Genomic DNA, 18,627 nt, shown 5'->3' on the forward strand with positions numbered 1-18,627 from the left:
TGACCTGATTACCGGTGGCCTGATTGTCGGTGGCGGATGGTTGGATCTCTCCTGTGGAGGCGTCCGTCGAGCAGCTCGTCTACGTCCGGGAGGACGAATACACCGTCGCGCGCATGAGCGCCGACGGCGTGCCCGACTTCGTGGCCACCGGGCGGGCGCTGGCCGGGGTGCAGCCGGGCGAGACGCTGCGGCTGGTCGGCGAGTGGAGCAGGCACGCGCGTCACGGCCGGCGGTTCGCGGTCGGCGGGTGCGATCGGGTGACGCCGTCGTCGGTCCGGGCCATCCGCATCTACCTGGGGTCGGGCCTGATCAGGGGGATCGGGCCGCGGCTGGCATACGCGATCGTGGACCACTTCGGCGAGGCCACGCTCAAGGTCATCGACGGCGAGCCCGAGCGGCTCACCGAGGTCGTCAACATCGGCCCGCTGCGGCAGGCGCAGATCGTCACGGCGTGGCAGGAGCAGAAGGCCATCGCCGCGCTGATGGTGACGTTGCAGGGGCTCGGGGTGAGCCCGCTGCTGGCCGCCAAGATCTACCAGGTGTTCGGCCAGGACGCCGACGAGGTGCTGGCCACCGACCCCTACCGGCTGATCGGGCGGGTCAGGGGCATCGCGTTCCGCATCGCCGACCGGATCGCCCTGCAGTCGGGGGTGCCGGAGCGCAGCCCGCAGCGGGTCAAGGCGGCGCTGCTCGACCGGCTGGAGGCGGCGGGCAGCCGCGACGGGCACTGCTACCTGCCGGTGTCCACGCTGGTCAGGGAGGCGGCCGAGCTGATCGAGCAGGACCAGGACCTGGTGCGGCCGATGGTCGACGCGCTGGCGGCGGAGCGGCGGCTGGTCGTGGAGACGGCGCCCGACCAGGCGGGGCAGGTGGTGGCGTACCCGAAACACGTGCACAGCCGCGAGGTGGCGCTCACCGCCCAGCTCACGGCGCTCATGCGGGCCCGCTCGACGCTGCCGCTGCGCACCTACCAGGAGGACCCCGGCCTGCACGAGGATCAGCGCGCCGCCGTCACCATGGCCCTGACCAGCACCGTCTCGGTCATCACCGGCGGCCCGGGCTGCGGCAAGAGCCACACGGTCAAGGCCATCGCGACCACCGTACGCGCGGCGGGCGGCGCGGTGACACTCACGGCGCCCACGGGCAAGGCCGCCAAACGGCTGTCGGAGCTGACCGGGCTGCCCGCGATGACCGTGCACCGCATGCTCGCCCAGCAGCCCGACCCCGACCCGGAGACGCTGTTCGACGAGCGGCCCTCGCAGGCCGACCTGATCGTCGTGGACGAGGCGTCCATGCTCGACCTGCACCTGGCCACGAGGCTCACCTCGGTCGTGCGGCCCGGCAGCCACCTGCTCCTCATCGGCGACAGCGACCAGCTGCCCAGCATCGGCGCCGGCGACGTGCTGGCCGACCTGCTGCGGGTCGAGGCGCTGCCGCGCGTCCAGCTCACCCACGTCTTCCGGCAGGCGGGCGGCAGCGGCATCATCGACGCCGCCCACCGCATCCGCGCCGGGCGGCTGCCCGCGCGGCCGGGCGGCGGCGGGTTCTGGTTCGAGGAGCTCGACGATCCCGAGCAGGTGGCCCGGCGGGTGGCGCACCTGGCGATGGTGGCCATCCCGCGCAAGCAGAACGTCGAGCCGGGGCAGGTCCAGGTGCTGTGCCCGATGCGCAAGGGCGAGACGGGCGCCACCGCCCTCGGGCGGCTGATCCAGGACCAGCTCAACCCGGCCGCCGACGACAAGGCCGAGCACTGGTCGGGGGCCACGGTGTTCCGGGTGGGCGACCGGGTGATGCCGATCCGCAACAACTACGACAAAGGGGTCTTCAACGGGGAGACGGGGACGGTGACAGAGGTGGTCCGGGAGGAGCGGGTGGTGGAGATCCGCACCGACGACGGGGAGAGCGTGCGGTACGGGTTCGACGAGCTGGACGACCTGACCCACGCGTACGCGATCAGCGTGCACCGGTCGCAGGGCAGCGAGTACCCGTTCGTGGTGGCGCCGATCGTGGCCGAGTCTGGCGGGATCATGCTGCGCCGCAAGCTGCTGTACACGCTGGTGACGCGGGCCAAGGCGTGGGTGGTGCTGGTGGGGCAGCGGGAGGCCCTCGAACTGGCGGTGCATCGGCTGGGGCACCGCAGGAACACGGGCCTCGCGCGGCGGTTGTCCCTGAGCTTTGATGGACTTTAGCCTCAACGGGCGGCAAACCGTCCTCCCGGAGAAACTCGAACTCCATTTCGCAGGCACCCAGAGCAAGGTGGTGGCAGAATGTAATCATGCCGCCACCCCGAGCAAGGTATTTCAATACCACTGGACCCTGCGATCCGCGGCTCCACTACATGCTGCCCCCTACGCCACGACTTCCCGAGGCGCGGACCCTCATCGAGATGGACCGCTACTTCGTCCTGCACGCCCCGCGGCAGACCGGCAAGACGACCATGCTGCGTATCCTGGCATCCGAGCTGACCGCCGAGGGCGACACCGCCGCTCTGGCGTTCTCCTGCGAGCGCGCCAAGACAGCCGGCGACGACATCGGCGCCGCGGAGACGATCCTGCTAAGGTCCCTCCGCAGAGCCGCCGACCTGTCTGGATGGCCGGAGGAACTGCTGCCGCCGGGCTCCTGGCCGCAGAACCCGGTGGGCACCCAGTTCGGTGAGGCGCTAAGCGCGTGGTCCAGCCGCTGCCCACGCCGGGTGGTGCTGTTCCTCGACGAAATCGACGCCCTCCAGGGCAACAGCCTGGTCAGCATCCTCAGCCAGCTTCGCGACGGTCACAACATACGGCCGGATGGCTATTCGTTCCCCGCCTCAGTGGTGCTGTGCGGGCTGCGCGACCTGCGTGACTACAAGGTCGCCTCCGGCGGCGTACCCGACCGGCACAACGCGGTCAGCCCGTTCAACATCGTCGCTGCCTCGCTGCGCCTGGGCGACTTCACCACCGACGAGATCGCCGACCTCTACGACCAGCACACCCAGGCGACCGGCCAGGAGTTCACCAAGGACGCGGTGGACCAGGTCTTCGAGCTGACCCAGGGACAGCCCTGGCTGGTCAACGCCGTCGCCCATGAGATCACCGTCAAGATGGGGGTGACCGAGACGATCGGCGTCGGGCAGGTGGAAGAAGCCAAGGAGCGGCTGATCCGGGCACGAGCCATGCACCTGGACGCCCTCGCGGCCCGGCTGCACGAACCCCGGATCAAGCGGGTCATGGAACCGATCGTGGCCGGCGGCCTCTACACCGACCGCGGCAACTCCGACGACCTGTCCTACGCCCGCGACCTGGGCCTGATCAGCCAGAAACCCCCACCACAGGTGGCCAACCCGATCTACCGCGAAGTCATCCTGCGCGTGCTCGGCGACCTGACCGAACAGAACATCCACGCCGACCCGCACAGCTTCGTCCTCCCCGACGGCCGCTTCGACCTGCCCCGCCTGCTGCGGGAGTTCGTCGGCTTCTGGCGCGAACACGGCGAGGTCCTCATCCAGCAGGAGGGCTACCACGAAGCAGCCTGCCAGATCATCCTCATGGCCTACCTGCACCGCCTGGTCAACGGCGGCGGCTACCTCGACCGCGAATACGCCGCCGGCACCAAGCGCCTCGACGTGCTCGTCCGCTGGCCCTACAACGGCCCCGACGGCAAAAAGCTGATGCAACGCGACGCCATGGAACTCAAAGTGTGGCGAGCAAAAGAGAAGGACCCGACCCCCGAGGGCCTGACCCAGCTCGACCAATACCTCGACCGCCTCACCCTGCCCACCGGTGTCCTGGTCATCTTCGACCGCCGCCCCGAAGCCCCGGCCTGGCAGGACCGAGGCGCATTCGAGCAGGCCACCACACCCTCTGGCCGCCAGGTCACCGTCCTGCGAGTCTGATCGACGCGGCGTCCCGTCGCCTACCGGCTGGGAAGCCTGGCCCGGATGGCCGTGGAGACCACCGTGTCCCTCTGGGCGGAGGTCATGAGGCCGGCCGTCACCCACTCCCCCGCGACGCTGGTCACGGTGGACACGAACCGGTCCTGGTTCGCGAAGGGCGCGTTCCGCCAGACGGCGTCGAGGAACGTCACCGCGTCCGCCCGCGCGCGGTTGGGCACGCCGGAGTCGATCCTGCCGAAGACGATGGTCGGCTCGACGCGCCGGAAGTAGGCGTGGTAGCGGTCGGTGTTGTTGATGTAGAGGGGAACCAGCGGCAGGCCGCCCGCCGTGAAGCTCATCGGGCCGGTGGCGGTGACGGCGCGCGCGAGGTCGCCGGACAGGGTGAAGTCCCGGTAGAAGGAGAACTGGCGGAAGGTGGTCTGGTTGCTCTTGAAGACCATCGGCACCGGCCCGTACGCGATGCTCTGGGTGGTCGGGACGTCCAGCGCCCGTTCGATCCGCAGCGAGAAGGGCATCGTGATCCTGATGGTGTCGCCGCTGCGCCACTGCCGGTCGAGCGTGACGTACTCGCCGGGCCTGGCGTCGAGCTGCTGGTCTGTCCCGTTGACCAGCGCCTTGAAGCCCTTCTCCACCCAGTACGGCACCCGCAGCTTCACCACCAGCCGGCCGTCGCCCGTGATCGTCAGTGTCGTCACCCCCGCCGGGTCGGCGGGATAGTTCGTGGCCTGCTCGATCACGAAGCCCCGCTCCGCCCAGTTGAGCTGCGAGGCCAGGTAGAGGTTCACGTAGAGGGTCGAGTCGTCGGCGGAGCGGAAGTAGATCGTGTCCTGGAACTTGGTGTGGCTCTCCAGTCCGGTGCCGCCGCAGCAGGTGCCGAGGTTGCCGTAACTGCGCGACGCGCCCGGTCGCATCGGGATGAAGTAGGTCAGCAGCGGATTGGTGGTGCCGGCGGTGTTGCGGCGGGATGCGAGGATCTGGCCGTAGAGCGCCCGCTCGTAGTACTGCATGTACTTCGGGTCGGCGGTGTGGCAGAACAGGGCGCGGCTCAGCTTGAGCATGTTGTAGTTGCAGCAAGTCTCGGCGTTGTTGGTGCCCAGGGTGCCGACGATGACGCCGCGCGCGCCGAACAACTCGCCGTTGTCGGCCGGGCCGGCCAGGCCGCCGTCGGTGAAGATCCGGTGCGGGACCACCATGTCCCAGAAGTTCACGGCCGCGGTGAAGTAGTCGCGTTCCCGGGTCTGCTCGAAGACGGACAGGTAGCCGATGAACTGGGGGATGTGCTGGTTGGCGTGCTTGCGGTTGAGCGTGTCCTGGTTGCCGACGGTGGCCGCGAGGAGGGCGGTGTTGTCGAAGCACTTGGCGGTGGCGAGGTACTCCGTCTTGCCGCTGAGGGCGTAGAGGTCGGCCATCACGGTGTTCATGCCGTTGTACTCACCGGCGATGTAGATGCCCCACATGCGGTCGAGCTGGGCTCGCGGAAGGTGGCCCAGCCTGCTGTGGACCCAGTCGCCCATCTTCAGCACGATCTGGAGCGCCTGCTCGTTGCCGGCGTGCTCGTAGGCGTCGAGTAACCCTCTCATGATCATGTGGCAGGTGTAGTACGGCGCCCAGATCGTGGGATAGGTGACGTACTGCTCCAGCTGGATGAACTGCGTCTCGGGGTAGGCGGCCAGGAATCCGGGGTGGCTCGGCCCGCCCGGCTCCCCCACCCGCGCGGCCAGCGCGTCCTGGCACTGGCCCAGCGCGTGGACCATATAGTCGGCCTTGTCCTTGAAGAAGGCGTCGCCGGAGCCCGCGTAGGCCAGGGCGAGTGCGCTGAGGAAGTGCCCGCTGTAGTGGCCGCGCAGGTTCCCGGTCGCGTCGTCCCAGCCGCCGGGCGGCTGGGCGCCCAGGGTGTCCAGGCCGGCGTTGGCCCGGAAATTGGCCAGCATGCGGTCGGCCGGATAGGCCCGCAGGAAGGTCAGGATCCGGTCCCGGTTGGCGGTGAACAGGCTCGGGCCCAGCGTGACCTGGCTGTTGGCGAACGGCCGCACGATCCAGCCGCCGGGCACCGGAAGGTCCTTCCGCGATGCGGGGCCCGCCGTCCGGGCCGCTGCCGCGTGGGGCATCAGCGCGAGCGCGGACGGGGTGGCGGCCGCCAGCACCGCCAGCCGAAGCACCTCACGCCTGGGCATGATCTCTGACATCGCACTGGCCCCTTCGCCGCTGGGTGTCCGAGGGCATTCGCGCCGGGGATGATAGCGTTAACATTTCGGCCCGAGAGCTGGTTCGGCTCAGGTCGAAAAGTGTCGGTGACCTTGCCGGGCTCGTCAAGAGCGCAGTTGCTCGGCGAGCAGCTCGGCGAGGTGGCGCCCCTTGTGGCCGGTGTGAGAAGCGGCGATCTGGGTGCGGCAGGAGAAGCCGTCGGCCAGGACCGTCTCGTGCGGGTCCGCCGACCGCAGCGCGGGGAACAGCCCCTCCTCCGCGCACGCCACCGACACGTCGTAGTGCTCCCGCTCGAACCCGAAGTTCCCGGCCTGCCCGCAGCACCCGGAGTCGAGCACCCGCGTACGGATCCCGAACCGCTCCAGCACGGCCCGGTCGGCGTCGTACCCCATGATGGCGCTCTGATGGCAGTGCACCTGCGCCAGCGCCGACCCGCCGGACGCGGCGGGGCGCCAGTCGGGGGCGCGCTCCTCCAGCAGTTCGGCCAGCGTGAGCGTGCGCTCGGACACCAGCCGCGCCTGCGCCGTGTTGATCAGTTCGGGCCCGTCCGAGCGGAACACGGCGGTGCAGCTCGGTTCCAGGCCCACCACCGGCACCCCCGACTCGGCCCACGGCAGCAGCGCCCGTACGCTGCGTGCCAGCACCCGCCGGGCGACGCCGAGCTGCCCCGTGGAGATCCACGTGAGCCCGCAGCACAGCGTCACCGGCGGCACCCGCACCTCGAACCCGGCCGCCTCCAGCACGCCGACCGCCGCCCGCCCGACCCGCGGGTCGAAGTTGTTGGTGAACGTGTCGGCCCACAACACCACCCGCCCGCGCGTCCCGGGCCGTACGGGGCCGCGCCGCCTGAACCAGTCGGTGAACCGCTCCCCCGCGAACCTCGGCAACTCCCGCCGCCCCGCGACCCCCGCGGCGGCCTTGACCAGCCGCGACAGCAGCGGCAGATGCGTGATCGTGTTCACCGTGCCGGGAGCGGCCGAGGCGAGCGCCGCCCACAGCGGCAGCCAGCCCATCGAGTAGTGCGCGGCCGGCCGGAGCCGGTGCCGGTAGTGGTGGGCGAGGAACTCGGCCTTGTACGTCGCCATGTCCACGTTCACCGGGCACTCCGCCCGGCAGCCCTTGCACGCCAGGCACAGGTCGAGCGCGTCGCGCACGGCGGTGGAACGCCAGCCGTCGGTGATCACCTCGCCGCGTACCATCTCCTCCAGCAGCCTGGCCCTGCCCCGCGTCGAGTGCTCCTCCTCGCGGGTGACCCGGTAGCTGGGGCACATCACGCCGCCCTCGAACGTGTGCTTGCGGCACTTCCCCGTCCCGACGCAGCGGGTGGCGGCGTGGCCGAAGCGGCCGTGGTCGTTCGGGTAGCCGAAGAACGTCTCCCGGGGCTCCAGCGGGTAGAAGTGCCGCTGGAGCAGGTTCTGGTCCAGGCGGTGCGGGTGGACGACCTTGCCGGGGTTCATCCGGTCGCGGGGGTCGAGGATGGCCTTGAGCTCGCCGAACGCCTCGACCACCTCCCGACCGAACATCCGCGGCAGCAGCTCGGCCAGCGCCTGCCCGTCGCCGTGCTCGCCGGACAACGACCCGCCGTAGGCGGCGACCAGGTCGGCGCACTCCCGCGCGAACCGCCTGTAGGTGGCGATACCGTCGTCGGTGTGCAGGTCGAGCGGGAGCCGGCCGTGCACGCAGCCCTGCCCGAAGTGGCCGTAGAGGGCCGAGTTCTGGTAGCCGTGGCGGCGCCGCAGCCGGTCGTAGTCACGCAGGTACGCGCCCAGCCGCTCGGGCGGTACGGCCGCGTCCGACCAGCCTTCGTACGTCTGCCGCCCCGTCGGCGGGTAGGCCTCCACGCCCAGCCCCGACTCGCGCAGCCGCCACAGCTCGTCCTCCCTGGCCGGATCGCCCAGGAACGCGTGCGTCGGCACCGCCGAGCCGGCCGCCCGGTCGCCGCGCCCCACGTCGCGCATCATGGCCTCGGCCCGCTCGCGCGCCTGCCCGGCCGTGTCGCCGCCGAACTGCACCAGCAGCCACCCCGCCCCCGGGGGCAGGTCGCGCAGCGCCGGATCGCCGGGGCGTTCGGCACGGGCCAGCCGGTACATCGTCTCGTCCATGGCCTCCAGCGCCAGCGGCCGGTGCGCGGCCACGGCGGGGACGGCGTCGGCGGCCGTGAAGATGTCCTCGAACCCGAGCACCGCCAGCGACCTGGCGGCCGGTCGCGGCACCACGGCCAGCTCGGCGCGCAGCACGGTGACGAGCGTGCCCTCGCTGCCGACGAGCGCGCGGGCCAGGTTGAAGCCGTTCTCGGGCAGGAGCTGGTCGAGGTTGTAGCCGGACACGCGCCGTTCCAGCCGGGGGAAGCGGGTGCGTACCAGCTCCATGGTGTCGTCGCGCAGGTCGCGCAGCTGCCGGTAGATCTCGGCGAGCCGCCCGCCCTCGGCCTGGATGCGGGCGTACTCGGCCGCGCCGGTCGGCCCCACCCACGCGCGCACGCCGTCGTAGGTGAGGATCTCCAGCCGCAGCACGGAGTCGGCCATCTTCCCGTACGCCTGCGCGGAGGCCCCGCACGAGTCGTTGCCGATCATGCCGCCGATGGTGCAGGCCGCGTGGCTGGACGGCTTGGGGCCGATCATCAGCCCGTCGCGCGCCAGCACGTGGTCCACCGCGTCCAGCACCGCTCCGGCCTGCACCGTGACCCGCCGCCGCGCCACGTCCACGGACTCGACCCGCCCGCAGTGCTTGGACCAGTCGATCACCACGGCCGCGTTGCAGCACTGACCGGCCAGGCTGGTGCCGCCGCCCCGCGACAGGACGGGCACGTCCCTGGCCCGGCACACCGCCACCGCCGCCACTCCGGCGTCGAGGTCGCGCGGCACCACCACGCCGATCGGGACCTGCCGGTAATTGGAGGCGTCCGTGGCGTAGGCGGCGCGGCTGCCGGCGTCGAAGCGCACCTCGCCCGCCACCGCCTCCTCCAGCCGCAGGCGAAGCGTCTCGACGTCGATCTCGCGGGGCGGCGGCGGGCCCGCGACGGGCGTGGTGACCAGGCTGTCCATGTCCCGGCCCTTACCCGGGCCGCCCCAGCCGGGTCCCAAGGCCGCGCCAAGCGTTCACCAGCTCAGCGCCTTGGGCCGCCCGGTGAGGACCGGCGGGCGGTCGCGCAGCACGCGCAGGCCCAGCGGGACCAGCGCCACGCAGAGCAGGGCGGTGATCAGCACGTGCGGGAGCAGGGCGCTCTTCAGCACGCCCATCCAGGTGCCGCCCGCGATGAGCACCATCGCGGCGCGGGCGGTGCCGAACAGGCCGGAGCGCCAGGCGGCGACGGCCAGCAGCACCGAGCCGGGGAACTGCCCGACGGAGGCCCAGACCGGCACGCGCCACGGCCCATAGGAGATGTCGACGTACTCCGTCATGACGGCCTTCGTGGCCTGCTCCAGGCCGATGACCTCGGTGATCTGGAAGGCGGTCTGGTCCACGCCGGCGAAGTACAGGCGGGCGAAGAGGCCGGTGACCAGAAGGGCGGCGCCCCAGTACGCGAGCCGGCCGCCGATCAGCTGCGCCGCGGCGATGAAGGCGGGGAAGAGCAGCAGCGCGCCCAGGGCGAAGACGCCGTAGGAGAGGGTGAGCAGTTCGGGGTCGGAGGTGTAGGCGACGAACTGGCCGTAGGCGGCGAACGGCCGGGTTTCCGCCCATGCCTGCTGTTCGGGGGTGAGGACGGTGATCGTGCTCAGGTACCGCAGCAGGTATCCGGCGAACATCACCACCGGGCCCAGCACGAGCGTCAGCCCGCCGAGCCACCGTCCGGGGAAGAAGGCGTTCATGGGCCCCGAGCCTGGCAATCACGGGCCGGGTGGCTCATCCGCCGATCGTCAGGGCGTACCCCTGTCGAAAGTAATAATCGGCTCGCGCCGGGGAGCCGGGAGGCGGCAACATGGCGGGTGATGAACGAACGGCGGATGATCCGCATTTCCAAATATCTCGCCCGGCACCTGCGCCACGACCCGCAGCGCATCGGGCTCACCCTCGACGAGGCCGGCTGGGCGGACGTCGGGGAGTTGCTGCGGGCCGCCGCCGCGCACGGCTTCCCGATCACGGCGGCCGAGCTGCGGGAGGTCGTCGAGGTCAACGACAAGCGGCGGTTCGTGATCGAGGGCGGGCGAATCAGGGCCAGCCAGGGGCACACGGTGCCGGTGGATCTCGGGCTGCCCGTCATGGAGCCGCCCGACGCGCTCTACCACGGCACGGTGGGGCGGTTCGTGGCGGCGATCAAGGATGAGGGGCTGCGGCCGATGAACCGGCACCACGTGCACCTGTCGCCTGACCGGCAGACGGCCACGCGGGTGGGGGCGCGGCGGGGGGTGCCGGTCGTGCTGGTGGTGGCGGCCGGGGCGATGCACGCCGATGGGCACGTGTTCCTGCGCAGCGAGAACGGGGTGTGGCTGGTGGACCGCGTACCGCCGGGCTACCTGCGCTTCCCCTCCTGACCGAGACCGGGGTCCTTGCCGAGGAGGTCTCGGGCGGCCATCAGGGCGAAGCCGAGCAGGTTGAGGCCCTTCCAGCGGGCGGGTGCGGTGGCGTGCTCGTCGCCGGCGGCCAGCCCGATGCCCCACACCGGGTCCACGGGGCTCGCCTCCACCAGGACGCGCCCGGCGGTGCCGAGCAGGAAGCCCGCGAGCTCGGGATGCTGCCCGAACTTGGCCGCGTTGCCGCGTACGACGATGTCGAACCGGCTCGCCTCCCACGTCGCCTGGTCGAAGCCGCGTACGGTGCGGCCCAGCTTCTTGGCCTCGCCCGGGTGCTCGGCCGCGAGGATCTCGCCCGCGCACTTCTCGTCCCCGAACAGCCACGCCTTGTGCGCCATCATGTAGTGCTCGGCCGAGGCGAACGTGTGCCCGTCCTCGCCGAACCGGACCGGCCACCACTGGCTCAGGCAGCCCTGGCCCACGCTCCCGTCGCGCGCGGGCCGGTGACCCCAGAAGCACAGGTACGTGAAGCGCCGGCCGGCCTGTTCCGCGGCGACCAGCCCTTCGACGCTCAGGGGGAGTTCATCGGGCATGTCGATCAGCCTGCCACATCTCCGGCCGCCCGCGGCAAAGAATCGGCCAGGCCCCGGCTGGGGTCGCCGGCGGCGGGTAGCCGGGCTCGCATGTGTGCTGCTGCGAAGAAGAAGAAAGAGCCGTCCCCTGGTGACGAGGTCGCCTGGAGCAGCCACGGCTCCACCGCCAAGGGCAAGGTCGAGAAGAAGATCACCAAGCGTCAGCAGGAGGCCGGCCGTACCGTGGCGGCCTCACCCGAGAATCCGCAGTACGTGGTGCGCAGCGAGAAGAGCGGCAAGAAGGCCGTGCACAAGGCGTCGGCGCTGCGTAAGGGCCGTAGATGAGCGAGGACAGGAAGGCGGTCGCGGACGAGTTCGGCAAGGCCGTGAACATGACCGCGAAGGAGCTGGAGCACTGGCTCACCACCGACGAGTCCAAGTCCGTCGGCGCTTCCAAGGACGGCTCTTCTTCTAAAGACGGCTCTTCTTCTAAGGACGGCGGTTCCGCGAAGGACGGCGGTGAGTCGGTGGGCCACGAGTCCGGCCGGAAGATCGTCGCGCTGCTGCGCGGGAAGAAGTCGGACCGATCGGACGGCGACTACGACCACATGAGCAAGGTGATCGGCTACATCCATCGCCACCTGGCGCAACGTCCTTCCGGTGACGTGCGCGAGACCCGATGGCGGTACTCGCTCATGAACTGGGGCCACGACCCGCTCAAGTAGAAATCACCCGCCCCACCCGTCAAGGACGCGTACTCATCCCGTCAAGGAGCCGCAGGTGAGCTGGCGCTCGCCCGGCCTGTTACGGTAGTGCGCCCGGCGCTCGCGGGGCCTGTTACGGTAGTGCGCGTTGCGCCGGGAAGTCTGGTCGGCAGAAGGACTGCGGCCGGCTTGCTCGGGGGAGGCGTTCGCGATGCGCAGCCGTCGTTGTGGCTGTTGTTCTAGGGGTGTGGCGCGATCATGGGCGTGCTGACGCCGTTCACCACCCGTTTGCAGCATCCTGCCCAGGTTGTGGTGTTCGGGTTCGGCCTGGCGGCCGCGATCGGCACGGCCCTGCTGTCACTGCCGATCGCCACCACGACGGGCGAGTCGGCGGGCTGGGTGGCGGCGCTGTTCACCGCGACCTCCGCCGTGTGCGTGACGGGGCTGGCCCTCGTCGACACCGAGGCGCACTGGTCGGTGTTCGGCGAGGTGGTGATCGCCGGGCTGGTCCAGGTGGGCGGCCTGGGGATCATGACGATGGCGACCGTGTTCACCCTGCTCGTGTCCGGCCGCTTAGGTCTGCGGGCCAGGATCCTGGCGCAGGCGGAGACCAAGACGCTCAGCATGAGCGACATCCGTCACGTCATCCGCAAAGTGGTCATCTTCAGCCTGGTGTGCGAGGTCATCGCGGCCACCGTGCTCACCGGGCGTTTCATGATCGGGTACGACGAGCCGTTCGGCCGCGCGATCTACCTGGGCGTCTTCCACGCGATCAGCGCCTTCAACGACGCCGGGTTCGCGCTCTGGCCCGACAGCCTCATGCGGTTCGTGACCGACGGGTGGATCTGCCTGACCGTCGCCATCGCCAGCATCGTGAGCGGGCTGGGCTTCCCCGTGGTGTTCGAGCTGGCCCGCTCCTGGCGTACCCCGCGCAGGTGGACCATCCTGACGAAGATCACGGTGAGCGTGACCGCGATCCTGCTGGTGCTCGGCACCCTGGCGTTCCTGGTGGTCGAGTGGCGCAACCCCAAGACGCTCGGGCCGCTGGACGACTCCGGCAAGCTGCTGGCGGCCTTCTTCGCCGCCGTGATGCCGCGCTCGGCCGGATTCAACACCCTCGACATCTCCCAGATGTACCCGTCGAGCTGGCTGACCACCGATCTGCTGATGTTCATCGGCGGCGGCAGCGCGAGCACGGCGGGCGGCATCAAGGTGACCACGATCGGGCTGCTGGCCTTCGTCATCTGGGCCGAGCTGCGCGGGGAGAACCGGGTGAACATCGGCCACCGCAGCCTGCCGGAGACCGCGCAGCGCCAGGCGGTGACGATCACGGCGCTGGGGGTCGTGATCGTGGGGGTCGCCACGTATCTGATGCTCGCCATGACCCCGTACAGTCTGGATCAGGTGCTGTTCGAGGTGATCGCGGCGTTCGGCACAGCGGGCCTCAGCACCGGCATCACCGCGAACCTCGGCGTGGCGGGCCACCTGCTGCTGGTCGCGCTGATGTTCATCGGCCGGATCGGCCCTCTCACCCTGGGTTCGGCCCTGGCCCTCAACAGGCGCGCCCGCCACTACGAGCTACCCGAGGAGCGAGTCATCGTTGGCTGAGTACAAAGGCGACCCGGTGGTCGTCATCGGCATGGGCAGGTTCGGCTCATCGCTGGCGATGGAACTCACCCGGCGCGGCACGGAGGTCCTGGCCATCGACCACCGGCCCAAGATCACCCAGAGCCTGGCGGGCCACATCACCCAGATCGCGACCGCCGACGCCACCGACATGGAGGCGCTGCGCCAGCTCGGCGTACCCGACTTCTACCAGGCGGTCGTGGCCGTCGGCAGCGACATCGAGGCCAGCATCCTGACCACGTCGCTGCTGGTCGAGCTGGAGATCAACGACATCTGGGCCAAGGCCATCAGCACCCAGCACGGCCGCATCCTGAGCCGCATCGGCGCCCACCACGTCGTCTTCCCCGAACACGACATGGGCGAACGCGTGGCCCACCTGGTCAGCGGCCGCATGCTCGACTACATGCAGGTGGACGAAAACTTCGCCCTGGCCAAAACCAGCCCTCCGAAGGAGTACGTAGGCGTCCCCCTGGGCCGGTCCAACCTACGCCGCAAATACGGAGTAACAATTGTGGCCGTAAAACCTCCGGGCGAAGACTTCACCTACGCCACAGCCGACACAGAACTCTCCTACGGCGACATCATCCTGGTCTCCGGCAGCACAGAACAGGTAGAACGCTTCGCCGAACTCCCCTAAACAGCCAGGTGGGCCCAACTCCCCCACCCGTTACCCCTGAACGCCGCTCACCATGTCCACGCCGCTTGCCGAGCGCCTGGGAGCTGTGCCTGGGGCGCAGGCTCTGCCCTGTTCGGTGGGTTGGGTCCACTGCGGCATCATTGCCAGGTGACCAACGACGATTTGGTGTTTAAGGCTGTGCGCGCACGGGTGGAGGCGGGTGACTACCTGGATGAGAGAGTCGGGTTACCCGGCGTCGACGTCGACACCGAAGAAGGCGGAGCTTTCACGTACGCCCCTGACGGTCGGCTTCAGCGGTTGTACTGGCGAGGCACTCCTCAATACCGTGCCGCGCAAGCCGCTGACCGGTTCGCGCCGCTGCCGCCATTGATACCGGCCTCGGTTGAAGCGGTGAACGAGTGTGAGGCGTTACTCGGATACCCATTGCCGCCCCTGCTGCGCCGCTGCTATCTCGAACTGGGCGACGGAGGCTTCGGCCCTGCCTATGGTTTGGAATCCCTGCAAAGCGTTCTCAGCGATAATCGGCAGGACTGGCCTGAATCATGGAGGACGAAAGCCAAGGCGCTGCTGTTGGTCTGCCACTGGGGATGCGGAATCACCTCCTACGTCGACTGCGGCGACCCCGGCGCTGGAATGTGGGCGATCGATCCCAACCCCGCCCCGATTGGCAATTTCCAGGTGTCACTGTTCCCCCAGCCTTTGAGTTTCACCGCGTGGCTGCATCGTTGGATCGAAGGCACTCTTCACCAGCCATGGCTCGTCCAGGACGAAAAGACCGGAGAATGGCGGGGAGGAACTGACGCCGAGGCTGGCGCTGCGCTGGAGTCCACCTAATCTGATCTCTGGCGGTCAGCTGACCGGTTCGGGAGGGGCTTCGGGGTTGAGCCCCTCCCGGTCAGGTGGTGAGGTCTCAGGTCCAGTCTCCGCAGTCCCAGCCCGAGCCGAAGTCGATGCACGCGCGGATTCGCCAGATGTCCTGGCCCGGGTCAGTGCTGCTGGCGGTGTGCCAGCCGGTCTGGAGGCTGCGGGTCGTTCCGTCGTAGAACTGGTATTCGACGCGTCCATTGTTGTTCGAGCCGGAATAGACCCATACCCGGCTCGCGCCCGAGCCGGGGTTGTTGTCGAACTGGGCCTGGACCGTGTAGTGCGAGGTGCTGGTGGCGGCCAGGGCGGGCAGGGCTAAGCCGGCACCGGTCGCGACCGTGGCCGCCACTACGAGGGCGGTCTTCGCCAGGATGCTTTTCGTTTCGCGGCGCGTTGGCTCAGTAACAGCGGAAAGCCCCGTCCCGGTTGTGGGGCGGGATCATCACCGGCGCGGCCAAGGATCTCGGGCTGCAAGGGGTGCGCCGCCCGATGTCCCATCTCGGACCGCCAAGGACCCTGTACGTGCGCGTCAACCCGCTGGACGATGAATGCCTCCCTCGCACGTACCCCCACCACTGACCCAGGGACCTCGCCGTCCCATGACGCTTCGACTCGCCGTCTAGCACCCGGCGATCGACGGGAGGCAGCACATGACGTCGTACGAAGAGGAAGAGACCCCTCAACAGCAACAACTGCAGGCGGTGGCGCAGGATCCGGCCAAGGATCACAGCCTGCCGATGTTCCAGGTCACCGGCAACGCCAACGGCAAGCAGACCGCCACCAAGGCGATCGTCACCACGGCCGAGATCGAGGGGCGGGCCCGTATCGACCGCACGGAGGTCGGCGCCGAGCCCGGGGACGGACTCGGCTGGATCCAGACGATGTTCCGGGCGCACCTGCAGGCCGACTATTACACGGCGGGCGGCGTGTACGTCGAGTCCCACATCAAGGAGACGAACAAGCCGCACATCGACGGTGACGGCAACGGCTTCTGGTACAGCGACCCCATGCCGTACGGCGGCGGTGACCCCATCATGGGATCGGTCTTCTCCGACTCGCCCCAGCACTCCGTCCTGCTGACCTCGCCCAAGGGCGGCCACCTCGTCCGGTTCGCGGCGTCGTGGGAGTTCGGCTGCTGGCTCGTCACCAGGACGCCCAATGGCCGCGTCAAGTTCCTGCACCACCAGGACTGGACCGCGTCCTTCCACGCCGAGTACCGCAACGGCGCGGTCGAGGTGTCACACGACGACGTCCATCTCGGCGACTCGGGTCCGGGTTCGGGGTCGCTGCACCCTCTGATGGACGGTCCTCCGGCGAGCGAGTTCCTGGATGATCCGGGGTTGTGGACGGACGCGGGTGGCGAGCGTCTGCACAAGGACGGGGCCGACCTCACCTGATCCTGATGCGAGAGCCTCCTCCGGGAGAACGAGACCGGCGGCCCCGAGGGGCGGGGACACTGGTGCTGTGTGGGCTGGGGGTAAGGCCGCCTGATCACACCGTCACCGCTGATGGGGTCCTTAAGAACATCGGCTCTTACGGGCCCGTGATCATCTTACGAGCGCCGCCCGGGGCCGGCCGGCGACGGCCGGGCGCGTGGGCGGCGCATCAGCAGTGCCGCGCCCACCAGGAACAGCAGCCCGCCGCCGACCGCCGTACCCCCGATGATCACGTACGTCATGTCGATCGGCGGGTGGGTGGTCGGTGGCGCGGCAGGGCCGTCGCCGAAGTACTTCGGTCCCTTGTACGGGGCCGCCTTGGTCTCGGCGTCCTTGGCCGCGCCCGCCGCCCGCACCGCCGCCGCGGCGTCGATCGCCCCGAAGCCGAGGAGCACGTCGTACCCGGCCGGCGGCTTCCTGGCGGTGCGCACGAGGATGTCGCGTACCTGCCGGGGCGTCAGGTCGGGGTTGCGGGACAACATCAGCGCCACGGTGCCCGCCGCGAGCGCGCAGGCCGGGGACGTGCCGTCCCCCGTGCGGTAGCCGCCGCCGTTGTCGGCGGCGTGGATGTCCACACCGGGAGCGGCGATCGTGTTGTACGTGTGCACCTGCGAGAACTCGGCCCGCGCCCCGCCCGGCCCCATAGCCGCCACCGCGATCACTCCCGGGAACGCGGCCGGGTAGGACACGACGTTGTTGGCGTCCACCTCCAGCGGGTTCGTGGATCCCCCGTTGCCGGCGCTGGCCAGCAGTACGGCTCCCTTGCCGAGGGCGTAGTCGACGGCCGCGGCCGTGTCCTCCTCGTACCCGCTGCCGAAGCCCCACTCGTCGCTGCCGAGGGACATGGAGATCACCTGGGCGCCCTTGTCGGCGGCATGCCGGATGCCCTTGGCCAGCGCGGTGCTCGCCTTGATGCTCTCCTTGGTGGCGGTCAGGTCACCGGACTCGGCCCTCGCCTCCGCGCGCTTGCGTGCCGGGTCCTGCTTGTCCCAGATGACGCGTACCGACAGCACCTTCGCCTGAGGGGCCACCCGCAGCACGCTGGAGGCCATGGCGGTGCCGTGCTCACCCCAGTACGACTGCCCGGGCTTGGCACCGCCGCCGATGAAGTCGGGACCGTTCGTCACGCGTCCCTTGAACTCGGGGTGGTTCCGTACGACCCCCGTGTCCAGGACCGCGACCGTGATGCCCTTGCCCTGGCCGAGCCGTTGCGCGGCGGGCACCTTCATGGCCTGCTGCTCCCAGCCCCGGGGCGCGTCGGCGGTCGCGGGGGCGGCGGTGGCCGTGATCAGCCCGCCCGCCATCACGACGGCACAGACCATGCCGCGCATCACGGCCCCACCTTCCGGTTCTCGGCGTAGATCCTGGTGGACAGGCTGCCGGCGAGCCCTTGCGCGGTGTGCTCCCACGCCTCGCGGTCCTCCTGCTGGTGGTAGACCCTCTTGCCCCACGACCCAGGCAGCCGCCCGGGCCTGCGGCCGTCCGCCGGTCCGGTGGTGACCGCCACGAACAGGGGCGCGTCGCCGACGGTCTCTCCGCTGTTGCCCGTGCGGGCGGAGTCGTTCCACTTGGTGCCGGGCGCGGCGAGGGCCCGTACCGCGTGGTCCGGTTTGTCCTGCGCCTCGCGGATGATGTCCTGCAGGTCGGCGCGTTCGGCCTTCCGGTCGGAGAAGGCGATCAGGGCCACGGTGGCGGCCGTCCCTCCGGTGTCGTCCACGTACGTGGCCCGCAGGGCCGCCACGCACCCCCGCTTGGCCACGGCCTGGGCCAGCGCGCCGGAGAGCGCCTTCTGGCAGGAGGTGTCCGAGGAGATCGCGGCCCTGGTCCAGCCGCGTTCGTCGTTCGGCGTGGAATACCCCTTGTCGGGGTGCTCTCTGCCGAGCCGGGCCGGGAAGAGCGTCTCGACGGGCACGTTGCGCCACAGTTGCCGGGAGTATTCTGGGTTGTGGATGTTCTGCTGGCTGTTGGAGTAGGCGTGCGCGACGAGCGCGCCGCCGCCGAGCACGGCCAGCAGCCCGAACCCCGCCACGGCCAGTCCGAGGGCGACCCGCCAGGCACTGCGCGGCGGGCGCACCGGGTCCGGCGGCATCTGGGGATATGGATACTGGTACTGCGGCCCCGGGGCGTAGGAGGGGTGCGGCTGAGGGGGATGGAACCCCGGCCCGGTGCCGGACGCGGGATACGTCATCGTCTCTCCTGTCGTGCGAGCCTGCCGATCAGGGAACGGAGCACGTTTCCGTTTGCCCTCTTCTGATCGTTTT

The 18,627-nt window shown here is 70.0% G+C and carries 16 protein-coding genes; 9 read left to right on the forward strand and 7 right to left on the reverse strand.

The features are described 5' to 3' along the window. The first annotated feature begins 53 nt into the window (after positions 1-53). Entirely contained in the window at positions 54-2,189 is a 2,136-nt protein-coding gene (locus AB0I81_RS04295) for an ATP-dependent RecD-like DNA helicase (protein ID WP_360649626.1), read from the forward strand. A 149-nt stretch (positions 2,190-2,338) separates the two neighbouring features. Next, positions 2,339-3,871, forward strand: coding sequence for an AAA family ATPase (locus AB0I81_RS04300; RefSeq protein WP_360649629.1), 1,533 nt, complete (start codon positions 2,339-2,341; stop codon positions 3,869-3,871). Positions 3,872-3,891: 20 nt separating this feature from the next. Here the strand turns inward: AB0I81_RS04300 and AB0I81_RS04305 are convergent, their stop codons facing one another. The 3 genes from AB0I81_RS04305 to AB0I81_RS04315 form a co-directional block, all read right to left on the reverse strand. After that, the gene (locus AB0I81_RS04305; RefSeq protein ID WP_360649632.1) at positions 3,892-6,057 is read right to left on the reverse strand and encodes a beta-L-arabinofuranosidase domain-containing protein; all 2,166 of its coding nucleotides are present in this window, start codon (positions 6,055-6,057) and stop codon (positions 3,892-3,894) included. 123 nt (positions 6,058-6,180) lie between these two features. Then, on the reverse strand, positions 6,181-9,120 hold the full coding sequence (locus AB0I81_RS04310; RefSeq protein WP_360649635.1) for an FAD-linked oxidase C-terminal domain-containing protein: 2,940 nt from the start codon (positions 9,118-9,120) through the stop codon (positions 6,181-6,183). 54 nt (positions 9,121-9,174) lie between these two features. Next, on the reverse strand, positions 9,175-9,885 hold the full coding sequence (locus tag AB0I81_RS04315; RefSeq protein WP_360649638.1) for a hypothetical protein: 711 nt from the start codon (positions 9,883-9,885) through the stop codon (positions 9,175-9,177). A 120-nt stretch (positions 9,886-10,005) separates the two neighbouring features. Here AB0I81_RS04315 and AB0I81_RS04320 point away from each other — a divergent pair, with 120 nt between their 5' ends. Further along, on the forward strand, positions 10,006-10,548 hold the full coding sequence (locus AB0I81_RS04320) for an RNA 2'-phosphotransferase (RefSeq protein WP_360649641.1): 543 nt from the start codon (positions 10,006-10,008) through the stop codon (positions 10,546-10,548). Here AB0I81_RS04320 and AB0I81_RS04325 read toward each other — a convergent pair. Then, entirely contained in the window at positions 10,527-11,120 is a 594-nt protein-coding gene (locus AB0I81_RS04325) for an NADAR family protein (RefSeq protein WP_360649644.1), read from the reverse strand. The genes AB0I81_RS04320 and AB0I81_RS04325 overlap by 22 nt on opposite strands. 90 nt (positions 11,121-11,210) lie before the next feature. On the opposite strand from AB0I81_RS04325, the gene AB0I81_RS04330 reads away from it, so the two are divergent. The 5 genes from AB0I81_RS04330 (at position 11,211) to AB0I81_RS04350 (ending at position 14,900) form a co-directional block, all read left to right on the forward strand. Continuing rightward, positions 11,211-11,444: a DUF2945 domain-containing protein gene (locus AB0I81_RS04330; RefSeq protein WP_360649647.1), complete on the forward strand. Its 234-nt coding sequence runs from the start codon at positions 11,211-11,213 to the stop codon at positions 11,442-11,444. Further along, on the forward strand, positions 11,441-11,824 hold the full coding sequence (locus tag AB0I81_RS04335) for a DUF3140 domain-containing protein (protein WP_360649650.1): 384 nt from the start codon (positions 11,441-11,443) through the stop codon (positions 11,822-11,824). The genes AB0I81_RS04330 and AB0I81_RS04335 overlap by 4 nt, the downstream gene beginning before the upstream one ends. A gap of 237 nt (positions 11,825-12,061) precedes the next feature. Then, a complete protein-coding gene (locus AB0I81_RS04340) occupies positions 12,062-13,411 on the forward strand; it encodes a potassium transporter TrkG (RefSeq protein WP_360649653.1) in 1,350 nt (449 codons plus the stop codon). Then, positions 13,404-14,066, forward strand: coding sequence for a TrkA family potassium uptake protein (locus tag AB0I81_RS04345; protein WP_360649655.1), 663 nt, complete (start codon positions 13,404-13,406; stop codon positions 14,064-14,066). The genes AB0I81_RS04340 and AB0I81_RS04345 overlap by 8 nt, the downstream gene beginning before the upstream one ends. Positions 14,067-14,213: 147 nt before the next feature. After that, positions 14,214-14,900, forward strand: coding sequence for a hypothetical protein (locus AB0I81_RS04350; RefSeq protein ID WP_360649658.1), 687 nt, complete (start codon positions 14,214-14,216; stop codon positions 14,898-14,900). Between the two features lie 76 nt (positions 14,901-14,976). On the opposite strand, the gene AB0I81_RS04355 is transcribed toward AB0I81_RS04350, so the two are convergent. Then, a complete protein-coding gene (locus AB0I81_RS04355; RefSeq protein ID WP_360649661.1) occupies positions 14,977-15,279 on the reverse strand; it encodes a hypothetical protein in 303 nt (100 codons plus the stop codon). 301 nt (positions 15,280-15,580) lie between these two features. Here AB0I81_RS04355 and AB0I81_RS04360 point away from each other — a divergent pair, with 301 nt between their 5' ends. After that, entirely contained in the window at positions 15,581-16,327 is a 747-nt protein-coding gene (locus AB0I81_RS04360; RefSeq protein ID WP_360649664.1) for a hypothetical protein, read from the forward strand. Between the two features lie 155 nt (positions 16,328-16,482). On the opposite strand, the gene AB0I81_RS04365 is transcribed toward AB0I81_RS04360, so the two are convergent. After that, on the reverse strand, positions 16,483-17,697 hold the full coding sequence (locus AB0I81_RS04365; protein WP_360649667.1) for a S8 family serine peptidase: 1,215 nt from the start codon (positions 17,695-17,697) through the stop codon (positions 16,483-16,485). Further along, a complete protein-coding gene (locus tag AB0I81_RS04370) occupies positions 17,697-18,554 on the reverse strand; it encodes a hypothetical protein (protein ID WP_360649669.1) in 858 nt (285 codons plus the stop codon). The genes AB0I81_RS04365 and AB0I81_RS04370 overlap by 1 nt, the downstream gene beginning before the upstream one ends. Between the last annotated feature and the right edge of the window lie 73 nt (positions 18,555-18,627).

Source organism: Nonomuraea sp. NPDC050404 (genome assembly GCF_040655495.1).
Taxonomy (GTDB): Bacteria; Actinomycetota; Actinomycetes; order Streptosporangiales; family Streptosporangiaceae; genus Nonomuraea.